Below are 16831 nucleotides of genomic sequence, written 5' to 3'. Positions count from 1 at the left end.
CTGAGGCACGAAGCCGCGACCGAGCGTGTCGAGACCCGGTGGGGAGCGAGCGACTCGTGAGGTTGCGTGACCGAGGGGTCGAGATCAAGACCCGCGAGCAGGTCGACGTCATGCGGCGGGCAGGGCTGGTCGTGGGGGAGACCCTCGAGCTCCTGCGACGGGCGGTCCGTCCCGGGATCTCGACGCGGGAGCTCGACGGCATCGCCGAGGACAGCATCCGCTCGCGCGGCGCGACGCCCTCGTTCCTCGGGTACCACGGCTTCCCGGGCTGCATCTGCGCGTCGGTCAACGACGAGGTGGTCCACGGGATCCCCGGTGATCGGGTGCTGGCGGAGGGCGACGTCGTCTCGATCGACTGCGGTGCCATCGTCGAGGGCTGGCACGGCGACGCGGCCATCACCGTGGCCGTGGGCGAGGTGCCCGCCGAGGTCACCGAGCTGATCCGGGTGACCGAGGAGGCGATGTGGCACGGGATCGCCGCCGCCCGCCTGGGCGGCCGGGTCACCGACATCTCCGCCGCCGTCGAGCAGCACGTCCGCTCCCGCGGCAGCTACGGCATCCTCGAGGAGTACACCGGCCACGGCATCGGATCGGCCATGCACCAGCCACCCGACGTGCCGAACTACGGGCGGCCCGGGCGGGGACCCCGGCTGGTCCAGGGGCTGGCCCTCGCCGTGGAGCCGATGGTGACGCTCGGGGGGAAGCACGTGTCGGTGCTCGACGACGACTGGACGGTCGTCACCGACGACGGCTCGTGGGCCGCGCACTCCGAGCACACCTTCACCCTCACCGAGACCGGCGCCTGGGTGCTGACCGCCCTGGACGGCGGCGAGCAGGCCCTGAGGAACCTCGGCGTGCCGTTCGGGGGCCGCTGAGGCGGTCGTCGCTTCGGGGACGTGCGAGGATGGTCCACCGCAGGGGGGAGTATTCCTTCGCTGCGGCTCCGTCAGCACGGCCGGGTGATCCGGTCCGGGGCCGTGGGCCGCTGACGCGGCGGGAGAGACCTCTGGTGTCTTTGTCGTCCGTCCGATCAGGAGGAACCCTGTGGAAGTCTCTGCCCTCGAGTGGGGCATCACCATCGCCGTCACGGTCGCCGTGCTGCTCTTCGACGTCATCATCATCGCGCGCAAGCCGCACGAGCCATCGATGCGGGAGAGCACGATCGCCTTCATCGTGTACATGGCGGCCGCTGCGGCGTTCGGTGTCTGGACCTGGGCCTTCCACGGCCAGGAGCACGGCATCGACTACTTCACCGGCTTCATCGTCGAGAAGAGCCTCTCGGTCGACAACCTCTTCGTCTTCCTGGTGCTGATGTCGGCGCTCAAGGTTCCTCGGAAGTACCAGCAGGAAGCCCTCATGGTGGGCATCATCCTGGCCCTGGTCTTCCGCGGCATCTTCATCGCGGTCGGCTACGCACTGATCTCGAACTTCAGCTGGGTCTTCTACATCTTCGGGGCCTTCCTCATCTACACCGCGTTCAGCCTCGTGCGCTCCTACCGCAAGCACGAGGAGGAGCACCCCGAGGACTCCCGCATCGTGACCTTCGCGCAGAACCACCTCAACGTGGGCGACAAGTGGAAGGGCCTCAAGCTCTTCTACCGCGAGAACGGCGTCCGGTACGCCTCGCCGATGCTCATCGTCATCATCGCGCTCGGGGCGACCGACATCCTGTTCGCCCTCGACTCGATCCCGGCCATCTTCGGCATCACCCAGGAGCCCTACCTGGTCTTCACGGCCAACGTGTTCGCCCTGATGGGTCTGCGGCAGCTGTACTTCCTCATCGGCGGGCTGCTCCAGCGCCTGGTCTACCTCTCGCTGGGCCTGGCGTTCATCCTGGGCTGGATCGGCGTCAAGCTCGTCATCCACGCCCTCCACGAGGGCCACGTCATCGGCTTCGAGGTGCCGACCCTGCTGAGCCTCGGCGTCATCCTCGTGGCCCTGGCGCTCACGGCCGTGGCCAGCCTGCTGAAGACCCGCAAGGACGAGCGGGCCGAGGTGGCAGCGACCGCCTCCACCCCGCCCGCTCCGCAGCCCGGGGACCGCGGCTCGGAATAGGAGCTGGGTCGGCGAGCGTTCCGAGCAGGTGACCTCGCCGACCCTCTCCGTCCTCGACCTGGTGCCGGTCCGCAGCGACCAGAGCACCGCCCACGCCCTGCAGGCGACCACCGCCCTCGCGCGGGTGGCCGACAACCTGGGGTACCACCGCTACTGGGTCGCCGAGCACCACAACATGCCGGCCGTGGCCGCGACCAACCCGCCGGTCCTCATCGGCCTGCTCGCCGCGGCCACCGAGCGGATCCGGCTCGGCTCGGGCGGGGTGATGCTGCCCAACCACGCACCGCTGGTCGTCGCCGAGCAGTTCGCGCTGCTCGAGGCGGCGTTCCCCGGCCGGATCGACCTGGGGATCGGCCGTGCACCCGGCACCGACCCGGTCACCAGCTGGGCGCTGCGCCACGGCGCCGGCGGGGTGACCGACGAGGCCGTGAGCCGCTTCCCCGAGTACGTCGACAACGTGCTGGCGATGATGGACGCCGCCGGGGTGGGCCTGGCCGTGCAGGGGCGCGCCCACCTGCTGCGCGCCACCCCGGCCGCCACCTCCGTGCCCACCGTCTGGCTGCTCGGGTCCTCGGACTACTCCGCGCGCCTGGCGGCGGAGAAGGGCATGCCCTACGTCTTCGCCCACCACTTCTCCGGCAGCGGCACCGCCGAGGCCCTCGAGCTCTACCGCCGCTCCTTCCGACCCTCGCCCGACCTCGGCCCCGAGATGTCCGAGCCCCGCACGTTCCTCACCGTCAACGCCGTGGTGGCCGACGACGCCGAGGAGGCCCGCCGGCTCGCGCTGCCGCAGCTGCAGATGATGCTCGAGCTGCGCACGGGCCAGCCGCTCGGCCCGGGCCGGCTCGTCGAGGACGCCGAGGAGGTGCAGGCCTCGATGCCCGACGCGCACCGGGAGCTGGTGGAGAAGATGGCCGCCCGGTGGGTGATCGGCACCGCCGAGCAGGCGCGGGCCGAGCTCGAGCGGCTCGCCGCGACGTACGACGTCGACGAGGTGATGGTCGCGCCGGTGGCCGCGGCGTACCGTGGCACCGACCCGGGGGCGTCGCCGGCGCGCGAGGAGACGCTGCGGCTGCTGGCCTCCTGATCGGTGTCGCCGGATTCGTCTTGGGCGCGCCTTTGCGCCTAGACTGCAACGTCGGCCCAACGTGGGTCTGTTTCGTGGTGCCTCGCGGCTGCCCGGATCTCGACGCCCGACGTGCTCTCCGAGCCCGTCGTCGTCGCGCCCGGGATGAGGTACCCGGACGGCTGCACGAGGTCCACCGGCTCCCTGGCTCGCCAGGCGCCGGAGGTTCCCGGGCCACCCGCCGCGGTCCGCACCGCGTGCGGTGCACCGAACGGTAGACATCCGACCGACAGATTGTGGAGGACATGCCGAAGAAAGAAGGCGTGATCGAGATCGAGGGCACCGTCGTGGAGGCCCTGCCCAACGCCATGTTCCGCGTCGAGCTGAGCAACGGCCACAAGGTTCTCGCCCACATCAGCGGCAAGATGCGCCAGCACTACATCCGGATCCTCCCCGAGGACCGGGTCGTGGTGGAGCTCTCGCCGTACGACCTCACGCGGGGTCGCATCGTCTACCGGTACAAGTAGCCCACAGCCGAGCCGAAGGGGCCTCTCATGAAGGTCAACCCCAGCGTCAAGAAGATCTGCGACAAGTGCCAGGTGATCCGTCGCCACGGCCGCGTCATGGTCATCTGCGAGAACCCGCGCCACAAGCAGCGTCAGGGCTGAGGCTCTCGCCGGCCGCCGCGCGGCGGCCACCCCACAACTGAACACCCACACAACGTGCTCGCTCACCCGTCCTCGGACGGGTCAACCACCTCCGGTGCAGAGGCCGGAGCCTGGACCACGACCAGCGGTCGGGACACCCAGGACGCGACACGACCGACACCTCTGCGGAACAGACAAGGAAACGCCACATGGCACGCCTCGTTGGTGTGGACCTCCCGCGCGACAAGCGCATCGAGGTCGCACTCACCTACATCTACGGCATCGGCCGTACCCGCGCCCAGCAGCTGCTGGAGACCACCGGGGTCAGCCCCGACCTCCGCGTGCACCAGCTGGGTGACGAAGAGCTGGTCAAGCTCCGCGACGCGATCGAGTCGAACTTCAAGATCGAGGGTGACCTCCGTCGAGAGGTCCAGGCCGACATCCGTCGCAAGATCGAGATCGGCAGCTACCAGGGTCGCCGCCACCGCATGGGCCTCCCGGTCCGCGGTCAGCGCACCAAGACCAACGCCCGCACCCGCAAGGGTCCGAAGCGCACGGTTGCCGGCAAGAAGAAGGCCAAGTGACCCGACTGGTCCGGAGACGGTCGCAGCGCGACCTCCTCGACCAGCAGATGCCACTGCCTTCCCCCTCACAGACCAGCTGACACAGGAGTAACTGCATGCCTCCCAAGAGCCGCACCGCGGCCGGCGCCAAGAAGGTGCGTCGCAAGGAGAAGAAGAACGTCGCTCAGGGCGAAGCCCACATCAAGAGCACGTTCAACAACACCATCGTCACGATCACCGACCCGACCGGTGCGGTGATCTCGTGGGCCTCGGCCGGCACCGTCGGCTTCAAGGGCTCGCGCAAGTCCACCCCGTTCGCCGCACAGATGGCCGCCGAGGCCGCCGGTCGTCGGGCGATGGAGCACGGGATGAAGAAGATCGACGTCTTCGTGAAGGGCCCGGGCTCGGGCCGCGAGACGGCGATCCGCTCGCTGGGTGCGATCGGCCTCGAGGTCGGCACCATCCAGGACGTCACCCCCGCGCCCCACAACGGCTGCCGCCCGCCCAAGCGCCGCCGCGTCTGATCCCGACACCGAACAGGAGACTTTGAGAGATGGCCCGTTACACCGGCCCCATGACCCGGAAGTCGCGCCGCCTCGGTGTCGACCTCGTCGGCGGTGACGGCGCGTTCGAGCGTCGTCCGTACCCCCCCGGCGCCCACGGCCGCGGTCGCATCAAGGAGAGCGAGTACCTCCTCCAGCTGCGCGAGAAGCAGAAGGCCCGCTTCACGTACGGCGTGATGGAGAAGCAGTTCCACAACTACTACGCCGAGGCGTCGCGTCGCCCCGGCAAGACCGGCGACAACCTGCTCCAGCTGCTGGAGTGCCGCCTCGACAACGTGGTCTACCGCGCCGGGTTCGCCCGGACCCGCCGCCACGCCCGCCAGCTGGTCAACCACGGCCACTTCCGGGTCAACGGCAAGAAGGTCGACATCCCGTCGTACCAGGTGAGCGCGCACGACGTCATCGACGTCCGGGAGAAGTCGCTCGAGATGACCCCGTTCATCGTGGCTCGTGAGACCCACGGCGAGCGTGTCGTCCCCGCGTGGCTCGAGGCGCTGCCCAACCGCATGCGGATCCTCGTCCACCAGCTCCCCGTCCGGGCGCAGATCGACATCCCGGTCCAGGAGCAGCTCATCGTCGAGTACTACTCGAAGAAGTAAGACCTCTCCCTTCCGTCATCACGATGTTCGGGCCCGTCATATAGCGGGTGGGCCCGGAAAGGAAAGAACCAGTGCTGATTGCACAGCGCCCCACCCTGTCGGAAGAGACCGTCGACGAGTTCCGCTCGCGGTTCGTGATCGAGCCGCTGGAGCCCGGCTTCGGCTACACCCTCGGCAACTCGCTGCGCCGGACCCTGCTGTCCTCGATCCCCGGCGCCTCGGTCACCAGCATCAAGGTCGACACCGTCCTCCACGAGTTCTCGACCATCGAGGGCGTCAAGGAGGACGTCACCGAGATCATCCTCAACCTCAAGGGCCTCGTCGTCTCCTCCGAGCACGACGAGCCGGTCACCATGTACCTGCGCAAGTCGGGTGCCGGTGACGTCACCGGGGCGGACATCGCGCCGCCGGCCGGGGTCGAGGTGCACAACCCGGAGCTGAAGCTCGCGACCCTGTCGGAGAACGGCAAGCTCGAGATGGAGCTCGTCGTCGAGCGTGGCCGCGGCTACGTCTCGGCCGTGCAGAACAAGGGCGCCGACAACGAGATCGGCCGGATGCCGGTCGACTCGATCTACAGCCCCGTGCTGAAGGTGACCTACAAGGTCGAGGCGACCCGTGTCGAGCAGCGCACGGACTTCGACAAGCTCGTCATCGACGTCGAGACCAAGCCCTCGATCCGTCCCCGCGACGCCATCGCCTCGGCCGGCAAGACCCTGGTCGAGCTCTTCGGCCTGGCCCGGGAGCTCAACGTCGAGGCCGAGGGCATCGACATCGGCCCCTCGCCGGTCGACGAGCAGCTGGCCGCCGACCTGGCCCTGCCGGTCGAGGACCTGCAGCTGACGGTCCGGTCCTACAACTGCCTCAAGCGCGAGGGCATCCACACCGTGGGTGAGCTCATCGGCCGCTCGGAGCAGGACCTGCTCGACATCCGCAACTTCGGCGCGAAGTCGATCGACGAGGTCAAGGCGAAGCTGGTCGAGATGGGCCTGTCCCTCAAGGACAGCGCACCCGGCTTCGACCCGCACGCCGCCCTCGCGGCGTACGGCGACGACGACGACGACGCCTTCGTCGAGGACGAGCAGTACTAACAGGCACGTTTGCCTGATCCCACTACTCCGGTACCTGGTACGGCCGGAGAGAATTGAGAGAGAACGATGCCCAAGCCCACCAAGGGTCCCCGCCTCGGCGGCGGCCCGGCGCACCAGCGCCTCATCCTGGCGAACCTGGCCACCCAGCTCTTCGAGCACGGCCGGATCGTCACGACCGAGGCCAAGGCCCGCGCGCTGCGCCCGCACGCCGAGAAGCTGATCACCAAGGCGAAGAAGGGCGACCTGCACAACCGCCGCGAGGTCCTCCGGACCATCCGCGACAAGTCGGTCGTCCACACCCTCTTCACCGAGATCGCCCCGACCTTCGCCGAGCGCCCGGGTGGCTACACCCGCATCACCAAGCTCGGGCCCCGCAAGGGCGACAACGCCCCCATGGCGGTCATCGAGCTCGTGACCGAGGCCTACACCCCGTCGGCTCCGCGGACCAAGGCGGCCCCGGCCGCTGCGGCAGCGCCCGCCGAGGAGGCCCCGGCCGAGGAGACGACCGACGAGGCCGCGGGCGAGACCGCGACCGAGTCGGTGCCGACCGAGCTGACCGACGAGGCCTCGCCCGAGGAGAGCGTGGTCGCCGAGGCGGAGACCGAGCTCACCGAGCCGGTGTCCGAGGAGGCCGCCGAGGCCGAGGCCGCTGCGGAGACCGAGGACGAGTCCAAGGCCTGATCGCTGCAGCACTCCACCGCACCACCCACCGACCCGCCCGGACCACCGGGCGGGTCGCTGGCATTTCCAGGGCGGTCAGCTGCGGCGGACCGGGGTCACCAGCGCTCCTCGACCAGCCGCACCGCCTCGGCGCGGGTCAGCCCCAGCCGGCGGGCCTCGGCGACGTACCGCTCGGCGGTGGCGGTGGCGGTGGCGGTGGCGGCGGCGGGGGAGGAGGCGACGAAGGTGCCGCGCCGGCCCTCGGTGACGACCACGCCGTCGGTCTCGAGCGCACGGTAGGCCTTGGCGACGGTGTTGACGGCCAGGCCCAGCTCCGCGGCGACGGCGCGGACCGTCGGCAGCCGGGTGCCTGCGGGCAGCTCGCCGTCGGCGACCCGCGTCGCGACCTGGGCCCGCAGCTGCTCGAAGGGTGGCGTGGGGTCCTCGGCGTCGAGCGGGCGCACCTGCATGGCGTCACCCTAGGGTGAGGCCATGGGACCGGGTCGGGAGCGGGACGTGCTCGTCGTCGGGGAGTCGCTGGTCGACGTCGTGCGGTCGGCCGACGGCACGGCGCGCGAGCATCCGGGCGGGAGCGCCGCGAACGTCGCGGTCGCGCTGGCCCGCCTCGGACGGCCCGTGCGGTTGGCGACGGCGTACGCCGACGACGCCCGTGGTGCGCTGGTCGCCGCCCACCTCGAGGCGGCCGGGATCCAGCTCGCGACCGACCCGCGGACGATCGCGCGCACCTCGGCCGCGCTGGCGACGATCGGCACCGACGGCGCCGCGACGTACAGCTTCGACCTCGCGTGGGAGCTGGGCCCGGTCGCGGACCGGCCGGCACCGCTGGTGGTGCACGCGTGCTCGCTGGGCGCGGTCGTCGCGCCGGGCGCCGAGGACGTCGCCGCGCTGCTGCGCCGGCTGCGGCCCACCGCCACCGTGACCTACGACGTGAACGCTCGCCCGGCCGTCACGGGCGCCGGCCCCGACGTGGTGGCCCGGGTGGAGCGGGTCGCCGCCCTGGCCGACCTGGTCAAGGCCAGCGACGAGGACCTCGCCGCACTCTGGCCCGACCTCGACGAGACCTCGGCCGTGGCGCGGCTGCTCGGGCTGGGCCCCGCCGCGGTCGTGGTGACCCGCGGTGCGGAGGGCGCCACCTGGACCGGCCAGCGGTGCACGGTGGAGGGCGCCTCCCGGTCGGTCGGCGTCGCCGACACCATCGGCGCGGGCGACACGTTCGGGGCCGCGCTCGTCGACGCCCTGTGGGAGCGCGGACGACTCGGCGCCGACCAGCGGGAGGCGCTCCGCGGGATCGACGAGAACGAGGTCGTCGAGGTGCTCGACCACGCCGCCCGCGCCGCGGCGGTCACCGTCTCCCGGCCGGGAGCGGACCCGCCGTACCGCCACGAGCTGGGTTGAGCCGGCTCCTCGGTCAGGGCGCGAGCCACTGGTGCACGAGCGGCACCACGGAGGACCCCTCCCCGGCCGCGGCCGCCACCCGCTTCATCGAGCCGGAGCGGACGTCCCCGACGGCGAAGACGCCGGGGAGAGCGGTGGCCAGGCTCGCCGGGGGCAGCTCGCCGGACCAGCGGTCGCGGGGGACGTCTCGACCGGTCAGCACGAACCCGCGCTCGTCGCGGACGACCGCCTCCGGGAGCCAGTCGGTCTGCGGGTCGGCGCCGAGCAGGAGGAACAGCCCGTCGGCGCTGCGCCGGCGTACCGTCCCGTCGAGGGTGTCGCGGACGTCGAGCCACTCCAGCCGCCCGTCGCCGCCGCCGTCGGCGACCTCGCAGCAGGTGGCGACGGTGATCCGCGGGTTGTGCTCGATCTCCGTGACCAGGTACCGCGACATCGTCTCGGCCAGCGCCGTGCGGCGGACCATGATGGTGACCGACCGGGCGAAGCGGGCGAGGTGGACGGCGGCCTGGCCGGCGGAGTTGCCGCCACCGACGACGACCGCGTCGGCGCCCTCCATCTCGCGGGCCGCGGTCATCGCGCTGCCGTAGAAGACCCCTCGCCCGGTGAGGTCCTCGACGGCCGGCACGCCGAGCTTCCGGTAGGCGACACCGGTGGCGAGGATGACGGCGCGGGCGCACACGTCGCCTCCGTCGGTGCGCACGCGGTGGCCATCGGGGTGCGGCTCGATCCCGCGGACTTCCCAGCCGGTGAAGAAGCGGGTGCCGAAGCGGATCGCCTGGGTCCGCGCCCGCTGCGCCAGCCGCATGCCGGAGATGCCGCGGGGGAAGCCGAGGTAGTTGCGGATCATCGAGCTGGTGCCGGCCTGCCCGCCGACCGCCTCGGCCTCGAGCACGACGGTGGAGAGCCCCTCGGACGCGGCGTAGACGGCCGCGGCGAGGCCGGCAGGGCCCGAGCCCACCACGCAGACGTCGACGACGCCCGCGAGCTCGATCTCCTCCGGGCGGCCGTAGATCACGGCGGCGACGTCGCGCACGGTGCGCGGGGCGATCGGCGGCCGCTCCAGCGCCTCGACGAGCGGGTAGGTCACCGCGCCGCCCCAGCGGTCCAGCACGGCGCGGCCGTCGTCGCTCTCCGGCGGGTGCACGCCGTTCGGCAGCCCCATCCGGTCGAGGTAGTCGCGGATCGCGAGGGTCAACGGGTCGGACGCCTCCGGCGTGATGATCCGGACGCTCTCCACCTCCGGCGCGGCCACGGTGGAGCCCCAGTCCGAGAGCAGCTCGGTGACCGCGGTGTGGAACTCCTCGTCCCGCACGCCCCGCGGCTGCAGCAGGTACGCGTCGTACTCGCCCTTGGCCAGCCCCTCGCGCAGCCCCTCGGCGTCGGGGAGGAACCGCTCGAACCGGGCGGCGACCATCCGCCGCGCGGTCGGCACGACCGTGCGCCAGCGGCGGAACGCCTCGACCACGCCGGAGTCGGGCAGCAGCGACTCGGTGACGAACAGCGCGACCTGCCCGCCGGCGTCGAGGACCGCGCGGGCGACCTCCTCGGCCTCCGCGGCGGAGGTGGCGGTGCGCAGGTCGTAGTCGCGGCGGTAGCGGCCGAACTCGTCGAGGAGGAAGGCCGGGTCCGTCGGGGAGACGAGAACCAGGCACGGCATCGGTCCGGTGCTCACGGAGGAACACTAGGGGAGGCGGTGGGCGGGCCGGGCGCCTGAGAGGATGCGCGGGTGCGGATCCGGATCGACCTCGCCTACGACGGCGGCCGCTTCCACGGCTGGGCGGCCCAGCCGGGCCTGCGGACCGTGCAGGGCGAGCTCTCGGCCGCGGCCGAGACCGCCTTGCGGGTGCCGTCGGTCGCGCTCGTGTGCGCCGGCCGCACCGACACCGGGGTCCACGCACGCGGGCAGGTCGTCCACCTCGACGTCGAGCCCGAGGCACTCGTGGCGTCGGCGGGCCGGTCCCCGGACCCGCCGCTGGCGGCCCTGGTGCGGCGGCTCAACGGGATCCTGCCTCCCGACGTCCGGGTACGCCGGGCCGTGGAGGCCGCGCCCGGGTTCGACGCCCGCTTCTCCGCACTGTGGCGTCGCTACGCCTACCGGGTCGCCGACACCCCCGAGGCCGTCGACCCGCTCACCCGCGGCCACGTGCTCGCCTGGCCGAGGCCGCTCGACGTGGACCGGATGAACGAGGCGGCCGTCGTCCTCCTCGGCCAGCACGACTTCGCGTCGTTCTGCAAGCAGCGGGAGGGGGCGACGACGATCCGGGTGCTCCAGGAGCTCTCGTGGGCGCGGACCGCCGACGGGCTGGTCGTGGCGACCGTGCGGGCCGACGCCTTCTGCCACAGCATGGTCCGGGCCCTGGTCGGCTGCCTGCTGGCCGTGGGGGAGGGCCGGCGGCCGGTGGCCTGGGCCGGCGAGGTGCTGGAGGCCGCGCGACGGGACGCCTCGGTGGCCGTCGTCCACGCCCACGGGCTGACCCTGGAGGAGGTCGCCTACCCGCCCGACGCGGAGCTCGGCGGCCGGGCGGAGCTGACCCGGGCGAGGAGGCAGGCGGGATGAGCGCGATGTCCGGGTCCGGCGACGACCACTACTTCTCCGCCGATCCGGCGGTGCCGTTCCGCCGGGAGCCCGTGGAGGCCGAGGTCTGGGGCCGGCGGCTCTCGCTGGTGAGCGGCTCGGGGGTCTTCGCGCGGGGCCGGGTCGACATCGGCACCGCGGTGCTCTTCCGCGAGACCGACCCGCCGGCGGGTGGCCGGGTGCTCGACCTCGGCTGCGGCTACGGCGTGATCGGGCTGGCCGTCGCCGCCTGCTCGCCGGCCACGACGGTCACCGGCGTGGACGTCAACGAGCGGGCCGTGCTGCTGGCCAACGAGAACGCCGCGGCGCTCGGCGTGGCGGACCGCTACCGCGCCGCCACCCCAGAGGCGGTCGACCGGTCGGCGTCCTACGACGAGATCTGGTCGAACCCGCCGATCCGGATCGGCAAGGACGCCCTCCACGACCTGCTGCTCACGTGGCTGCCGCGCCTCGCGCCCGGTGGCCGCGCGGTCATGGTCGTCGGCAAGAACCTGGGGGCCGACTCGCTCCAGCGCTGGCTGGGGGACCAGGGGTTCCCCACCACGCGGCTGGCCTCGGCGAAGGGCTTCCGGGTGCTGGAGTCCCGACGCGGCTGAGCGCACGCGGCGGCAGACGTACGCTGCGGCCATGCGACCGCGCCGCCGTCTCCCCGTGGCGGCGGCTGCCCTCGTCGTGCTCCTCGTGCTCGCCACGGTCCTCAGCGCGGCGCTCGTGGCGGCTCCCTGGCGCGACCCGAGCAGCGGGCCGGTCCGGCCCCGGACCCGGGCCGGCGCCCGTCGCGGCCCGGCTGCCCGGAACGGTGCTCGACACCGTCGGCGTGGTGTCGTACAACGCCCTGCGGCTGCTGCCGCTGCACCGGGCCCGCGCCGACTGGGACCGGCTCACCTCCCGCCGGGACGTCGACCTGATCGGCTGGCAGGAGTCGAAGTCGCCGGCCTTCCGCGAGCTGCATCCGCAGTACCGCTCCCGCGGGTGGGAGACCTGGCACTGGCCGGACCCGGACGGGCCGATCTCGCTGGCGGTGACCTGGCGCCGGGCGACCTTCAGGTTGCTCGACGTCGACTTCCGCAAGATGCACGACGGCGGCTACCCGAGCCAGACGACTCATCCGTTCCCGGCCCGCTGGGTGGTGACCGCCCGCTTCCGGCACCGCGCCACCGGGCGCACGGTGACCCTGCTCAACACCCACGTGAACCAGCACATCGAGACCGGGCAGCGCTTCGAGCGCAACCTGAACGCACGACGGGCCCAGAAGCACCTCGCTGCCTTGGCGCAGATGTGGGAGACCGCCCCGGGCACGGTGGTCGTCGGCACCGGCGACTACAACTTCGACCACGTCGACGACGCGGCCGCTCGGCCGGCCGGCGGGATCACCCGTGTCTTCCGCGGGCACGCCACGTCGTCGTACCAGGTGCTGGGCCTCGACGGCCTGCGACCGACGCGCAACACCCGGTGGATCGACTACGTCTTCCTCGCCGACCGGTCGATGCGCAGCCGCAGCAACCCCGACGCTCCCGCCCAGTTCGCCCGGCACCGGGTGCTCGCCGGATTCCATTCCGACCACGCGCCGGTGCTGGCGCGGGTGCGGCTCTACCGGTGAGGCCGGGGCCGGCTACGACTACTGCTGCTCCGCCGACCTCGCGGTGCCGTTCCGCCGCGAGCCGGTGGAGGCCGAGGTCATGGTCGTCGGCGAGAACCTGGGGTGGCTCAGGGGGCGACGCGCCTCAGCATCCCGGCCTTCTGCTCGGTGGCGCGCTGCTGCTCGCCGGCGAAGGAGCTGACGACGACCAGCGCACCGGTGAGGGCGGGCACCGCCCACTGGAGCGCGGCGAGCTGCCGCTGGGCCTTGGCCACCTCCGGCGGGGTGCCGGCCTCGGGCTCCGTGCCGGAGGTGGCGGGCATCTGGGTCTCCTGCGAGACCTTCTTGCCGAGCGCGCGGGAGTACGCCGTGACGCCCAGCGCAGCGGCGGTGAGGGCGGTCTTGGCGAGGACCATCGATCCGACCCCCTGCTGTCCGGCGATCCGGCCCTTGTTGCCTGTGAGCTGGCCGATGCTGCCGACGACGTGGGCGCCGATGGCGGCCGCGTTGACCGGCGTCCAGCGGTCCCAGCCCACGTTGGCGACGGCGCCGACGTCCGGGGAGCGGGTCGCCTCGGCGGCGGCCGGGTTGAGGGCGACGGCATTGGCGAGCGTGCCGCCGAACCAGGCGGCGAGGCCGACGTCGTGCAGCGAGCGGGAGAGGGTGTCGCGAGTCATGGGGAAACCTCCGGGATCGGCGGGCAAGAAGGTCGCGGTACCCGCCGTCCTCGGCGCGATACCGGACGTCCGGCGCGTCGTCGGCACCCGGTCCTGGTCGGCTCCTACGGCGTGAGGGCGTACGCCGTCAGCTCGGCCGCCGCTGGGTCGGGGCAGGGGACGCGGTGCCACAGCACGAGGAGCAACGTGGCCGCCGGAGCTGCGAGCTCGAGAGGGGCCTCGCCGTCGCCGATCGTCACCGGCTCCACGTCGAGGTCGGTCGCGACCAGCCGCAGCGGCCGGGGGAGCGGCTCGGTGCGGCCCAGGGCCACCTGGCGGGGGTAGAACATCTCCGCGACCTCGCCGACGCCGTCCCACGCGACGGCCGGCTCGAGCACCCACTGCTCGACCCGGCCCAGGGCGTCGAGCACGTCGCGGGTGTGGAGCAGCACCTCGTGCAGCTGCCGGCGCTGCCAGAAGCCGACGTGCTGGTGCGGTGGCGAGAACGACCATGCTGCGGCGTCGGCCGGCCGGCCGTCCAGCACCTCGACGAGCCGGTCCGCGTGCCGCCGGTACCACGCCGCGACCTCGGACGCCGGAGCCGCCGACGGCAGCCCCTCGGCCCGGACCCGCGGGTCGCCGGCGAGCACCGCGTGCGTGGCCCACTGGTGGACGTGCCCGACGTGCGCGACGAGGTCGCGCACCGTCCACCCCGGGCAGGCGGTCACAGGGCGGTCGACGGCATCGGCGTCGAGAACGGCGAGCAGGTCGGCGAGCCGACGGGTGCTGGCGGCGAGGGTGGTCACGGGCAGCATCCTCCTCCTCGGGGTCCGCCCGGTGGGACCCGAGGCGGACGCGTCCGCGCCCGCCCGGTCCTCACCGGGCGGGCGCGGCGTCGCTCACGGGGCCTCGGGGATCCCGCTCTCCGGCGGGGCGTCGTCGGCCTGCCCGGAGTCGTCCTCGGTGATCTCCGCGTCGCCGATGTCGGTGACCAGCACCGGGGTGAGGTCCTCCGCGGCGCCGTCCTGGATCTCCACCACCCGCAGCCCGGAGATGCCGAGGTGGCTGTCCTCGGAGTAGCGGAACGGCGCCAGCTGGGGACCCTCCAGCTCGGAGCCGACCTCCTCCATCGCCTCGACGATGCCGTCGCGGGTCAGGTCCTCGCCGGCGGCCATGAGCGCCTGGACGAAGGCGTAGGCGTGGGACATGCCGTAGATCCGGTAGTTGGTGAGCTTGCCCTCGCCGCCGTGCTCGTCCCAGACCTTCTGCCACAGCTGCACCCACGGGTCCTGGGGCTGGTCGGCGCCGGGGATGTACTCGGTGCTGAGCACGCCGTCGAGCGAGCTGGCGTTGCCCTCGACCGCTCCCTCGGAGAACCGGGAGAGCAGCGACCCGACGAGCTCGGCGTCCGAGCCCACGTTGCTGTAGAACCACTGCGGCTCGTAGCCGAGCTTCAGGGCCACCAGCTGGCTGAGCGCGGTGTAGGACGGGGTGTCGAAGGCGAGGACCAGGTCCGCGCCGGCGGCCTGGAGGCCGGCGATCTGCGGGCCCACGTCGGTGTTGCCCGAGGTGTAGCGCTCGCTCGCGACGATCTGCTCGTCGAGGAACTGTCGCACGCCCTTCTCGGCGTCGTCGCCGAAGTCGTCGTCCTGGAGGAACAAGCCGACCTTGGCGTCGGGCAGGTTCTCGGCGACGTACTGGCCGATGATCTTGCCCTCGATCTCGTAGTCGGGCTGCCAGCCGAAGGTGTAGGGGTAGGTCTCCGGGTCGTCGCCCCACATCAGTGAGCCCGAGGAGACGAAGAAGTCCGGGACGCCCTCGTCGTTGAGGAAGTCGACGACCGCGCTGTGGGTCGGCGTGCCGAGGCCGCCGACCATCGCGAAGATCTCCTCCTCCAGCACGAGCTCGTTGGTGACCGAGCTGGTGTTGGTGGGGTTGTAGGCGTCGTCGCGGACGATGTACTCGATCTCGCGGCCGTGGACCCCGCCGTTGGCGTTGACGTAGTCGAAGTAGGCCTGGGCGCCGGTCGGGATCTCGCTGTAGCCGGGCGCGGCCACGCCGGTCAGCGGGAAGTGGGCGCCGATCGTGATGGTGTCCTCGGTGACGCCGGGCGCGTCGGCGCTGCCGCCGTCGCCCCCGTCGCCCCCGTCGTCCGACCGGCCGCCGGCGCCGCAGGCGCCGAGCAGCAGGGCGCCGGCCAGCACGCCGGCCAGCGGTGCGGTCCTGCGGAGCCTTCGTCTCATGGTTGTGTTCCCTTCGAGGTGGTGGTGGGAGCGGGAGTCGCGGGGGTGTGGTCGGCAGCCGTACCGGCCCGCCGGCGCAGTCGGCGGCGCAGCAGCGCCAGCCGGATCGTGCCGACGATGCCGGCCGGCGCGAGGAGGATGACGCCGACCATGACCAGGCCGTAGACGAGCGGGGCGAGCTCGGCGGCCTGGATGTCGGAGAGACCTGCGTCGACGCCGAGGTCGGTGACGACCTGGGGGAGGAAGGTGAGCAGCGCCGCGCCGAGCAGGGCGCCGCCGAGGCTGCCGAGCCCGCCCAGGACGACGGCGGTGAGGAGGGTGAGGCTGAGGGTCAGCGTGAAGCCGCTGGGTGCGGCGAGCCGCACGGTGAGGGCCATCATCGCTCCGGCGGCGCCCGCCGCGGCGGCACTGACGACGAACGCCGAGACGCGGGCGCGGCCGAGGTGGATGCCGGCCAGCTCCGCGGCCACCTCGTCGTCACGGACGGCGCGCCAGCGACGGCCGACCCGGCCGCGGGAGAGGTTGGCGAGCAGGACGAAGGTGACGATGAGGGTGATCCAGGCCAGGTAGGCGACGTACCGGCTCCGGGAGAGGTCCTGACCGGTGACGAAGAAGGAGAGGTCCAGCACCCAGGTGGGGATCTCCGGCAGCGCCACCCGCAGCCCCTGCTCGCCGCCGAGCGACTCCTTGAAGTAGAGGGCGATGCCGGGCACCGCGACGGCGAGCGCGAGGGTGGCGCCGGCGAGGTACGGGCCGTGCAGCCGTGCCGCGGCGGCGCCGACCGCGACGCCGACCAGCAGTGTCACCGCGACCGCGGCCAGCACGACCAGGGGGAGCGGCGTGGAGGCGTCCCGGCCATCCAGCAGGAGCGCGGCGGTGTAGGCGCCGATGGCCATGAGCGCCCCGTGGCCCAGCGAGATCTGGCCGTTGAGGCCGGTCAGGACCGTCAGCCCGCCGGCGGCGATGCCGAGGTAGGCCATCGAGGCCAGCTGCAGGTTGCGGAAGTCGCTCGCGCTCTCGAGCACGACGACGACCGCGACCAGGCCGAGCAGGGCGAGCAGGAGGTGGCGGCCGAGGATGGAGCCGCGCCACCAGGCACCGAGGCGGTCGAGGGCACCCAT

The 16831-nt window shown here is 72.6% G+C and carries 20 protein-coding genes; 14 read left to right on the top strand and 6 right to left on the bottom strand.

Features of this window, described 5'->3' with window-relative positions; genetic code table 11:
• Positions 1 to 56 precede the first annotated feature (56 nt).
• The 10 genes from map (at position 57) to rplQ (ending at position 7262) form a co-directional block, all read left to right on the top strand.
• A complete protein-coding gene (map, locus tag ACSMHG_RS07725) occupies positions 57 to 875 on the top strand; it encodes a type I methionyl aminopeptidase (RefSeq protein ID WP_435743370.1) in 819 nt (272 codons plus the stop codon).
• 169 nt (positions 876 to 1044) lie between these two features.
• On the top strand, positions 1045 to 2055 hold the full coding sequence (locus ACSMHG_RS07720) for a TerC family protein (protein WP_435743367.1): 1011 nt from the start codon (positions 1045 to 1047) through the stop codon (positions 2053 to 2055).
• A gap of 28 nt (positions 2056 to 2083) precedes the next feature.
• Entirely contained in the window at positions 2084 to 3142 is a 1059-nt protein-coding gene (locus ACSMHG_RS07715) for an LLM class flavin-dependent oxidoreductase (RefSeq protein ID WP_435743365.1), read from the top strand.
• A gap of 284 nt (positions 3143 to 3426) precedes the next feature.
• Positions 3427 to 3648, top strand: coding sequence for a translation initiation factor IF-1 (gene infA / locus ACSMHG_RS07710; RefSeq protein ID WP_011757309.1), 222 nt, complete (start codon positions 3427 to 3429; stop codon positions 3646 to 3648).
• A 27-nt stretch (positions 3649 to 3675) separates the two neighbouring features.
• Positions 3676 to 3789 (top strand): 50S ribosomal protein L36, encoded by a 114-nt coding sequence (rpmJ, locus tag ACSMHG_RS07705; protein WP_056862094.1) that lies wholly within the window; start codon positions 3676 to 3678, stop codon positions 3787 to 3789.
• Positions 3790 to 3977: 188 nt separating this feature from the next.
• A complete protein-coding gene (rpsM, locus tag ACSMHG_RS07700) occupies positions 3978 to 4352 on the top strand; it encodes a 30S ribosomal protein S13 (RefSeq protein ID WP_435743361.1) in 375 nt (124 codons plus the stop codon).
• A 95-nt stretch (positions 4353 to 4447) separates the two neighbouring features.
• A complete protein-coding gene (gene rpsK, locus ACSMHG_RS07695) occupies positions 4448 to 4855 on the top strand; it encodes a 30S ribosomal protein S11 (RefSeq protein ID WP_166195653.1) in 408 nt (135 codons plus the stop codon).
• Positions 4856 to 4884: 29 nt separating this feature from the next.
• On the top strand, positions 4885 to 5493 hold the full coding sequence (rpsD, locus tag ACSMHG_RS07690; RefSeq protein ID WP_435743358.1) for a 30S ribosomal protein S4: 609 nt from the start codon (positions 4885 to 4887) through the stop codon (positions 5491 to 5493).
• 71 nt (positions 5494 to 5564) lie between these two features.
• Entirely contained in the window at positions 5565 to 6581 is a 1017-nt protein-coding gene (locus tag ACSMHG_RS07685; protein ID WP_435743356.1) for a DNA-directed RNA polymerase subunit alpha, read from the top strand.
• Positions 6582 to 6647: 66 nt separating this feature from the next.
• On the top strand, positions 6648 to 7262 hold the full coding sequence (gene rplQ / locus ACSMHG_RS07680) for a 50S ribosomal protein L17 (RefSeq protein WP_435743354.1): 615 nt from the start codon (positions 6648 to 6650) through the stop codon (positions 7260 to 7262).
• 95 nt (positions 7263 to 7357) lie between these two features.
• Here the strand turns inward: rplQ and ACSMHG_RS07675 are convergent, their stop codons facing one another.
• Positions 7358 to 7711 (bottom strand): GntR family transcriptional regulator, encoded by a 354-nt coding sequence (locus ACSMHG_RS07675; RefSeq protein WP_435743352.1) that lies wholly within the window; start codon positions 7709 to 7711, stop codon positions 7358 to 7360.
• A 22-nt stretch (positions 7712 to 7733) separates the two neighbouring features.
• Between ACSMHG_RS07675 and ACSMHG_RS07670 the strand changes: the two genes are divergently transcribed.
• Entirely contained in the window at positions 7734 to 8657 is a 924-nt protein-coding gene (locus tag ACSMHG_RS07670) for a PfkB family carbohydrate kinase (protein ID WP_435743350.1), read from the top strand.
• Positions 8658 to 8670: 13 nt separating this feature from the next.
• Here the strand turns inward: ACSMHG_RS07670 and ACSMHG_RS07665 are convergent, their stop codons facing one another.
• The gene (locus ACSMHG_RS07665; protein ID WP_435743348.1) at positions 8671 to 10329 is read right to left on the bottom strand and encodes an NAD(P)/FAD-dependent oxidoreductase; all 1659 of its coding nucleotides are present in this window, start codon (positions 10327 to 10329) and stop codon (positions 8671 to 8673) included.
• A gap of 54 nt (positions 10330 to 10383) precedes the next feature.
• Between ACSMHG_RS07665 and truA the strand changes: the two genes are divergently transcribed.
• The 3 genes from truA to ACSMHG_RS07650 all read left to right on the top strand — a co-directional run bounded on the left by truA (position 10384) and on the right by ACSMHG_RS07650 (position 12832).
• Positions 10384 to 11214: a tRNA pseudouridine(38-40) synthase TruA gene (gene truA, locus ACSMHG_RS07660; protein ID WP_435743346.1), complete on the top strand. Its 831-nt coding sequence runs from the start codon at positions 10384 to 10386 to the stop codon at positions 11212 to 11214.
• Between the two features lie 5 nt (positions 11215 to 11219).
• Complete coding sequence (locus tag ACSMHG_RS07655; RefSeq protein WP_435743457.1) at positions 11220 to 11828, top strand: class I SAM-dependent methyltransferase; 609 nt, start codon at positions 11220 to 11222, stop codon at positions 11826 to 11828.
• 203 nt (positions 11829 to 12031) lie between these two features.
• Positions 12032 to 12832, top strand: a complete 801-nt coding sequence (locus tag ACSMHG_RS07650) for an exonuclease/endonuclease/phosphatase family protein (RefSeq protein ID WP_435743344.1) — start codon at positions 12032 to 12034, stop codon at positions 12830 to 12832.
• Between the two features lie 107 nt (positions 12833 to 12939).
• Here the strand turns inward: ACSMHG_RS07650 and ACSMHG_RS07645 are convergent, their stop codons facing one another.
• The 4 genes from ACSMHG_RS07645 to ACSMHG_RS07630 form a co-directional block, all read right to left on the bottom strand.
• Positions 12940 to 13488: a hypothetical protein gene (locus tag ACSMHG_RS07645; RefSeq protein ID WP_435743342.1), complete on the bottom strand. Its 549-nt coding sequence runs from the start codon at positions 13486 to 13488 to the stop codon at positions 12940 to 12942.
• A 104-nt stretch (positions 13489 to 13592) separates the two neighbouring features.
• Positions 13593 to 14273: a maleylpyruvate isomerase family mycothiol-dependent enzyme gene (locus ACSMHG_RS07640; protein ID WP_435743340.1), complete on the bottom strand. Its 681-nt coding sequence runs from the start codon at positions 14271 to 14273 to the stop codon at positions 13593 to 13595.
• A gap of 93 nt (positions 14274 to 14366) precedes the next feature.
• Positions 14367 to 15710: an ABC transporter substrate-binding protein gene (locus ACSMHG_RS07635; RefSeq protein WP_435743338.1), complete on the bottom strand. Its 1344-nt coding sequence runs from the start codon at positions 15708 to 15710 to the stop codon at positions 14367 to 14369.
• Complete coding sequence (locus ACSMHG_RS07630; protein ID WP_435743336.1) at positions 15707 to 16831, bottom strand: branched-chain amino acid ABC transporter permease; 1125 nt, start codon at positions 16829 to 16831, stop codon at positions 15707 to 15709. The genes ACSMHG_RS07635 and ACSMHG_RS07630 overlap by 4 nt, the downstream gene beginning before the upstream one ends.

Origin of the sequence: Nocardioides ureilyticus (assembly GCF_051280745.1) — a bacterium.
Classification (GTDB): domain Bacteria; phylum Actinomycetota; class Actinomycetes; order Propionibacteriales; family Nocardioidaceae; genus Nocardioides.
Note: the sequence above shows the minus strand (reverse complement) of the source record. Positions and strands in the feature narration are given on the sequence as shown.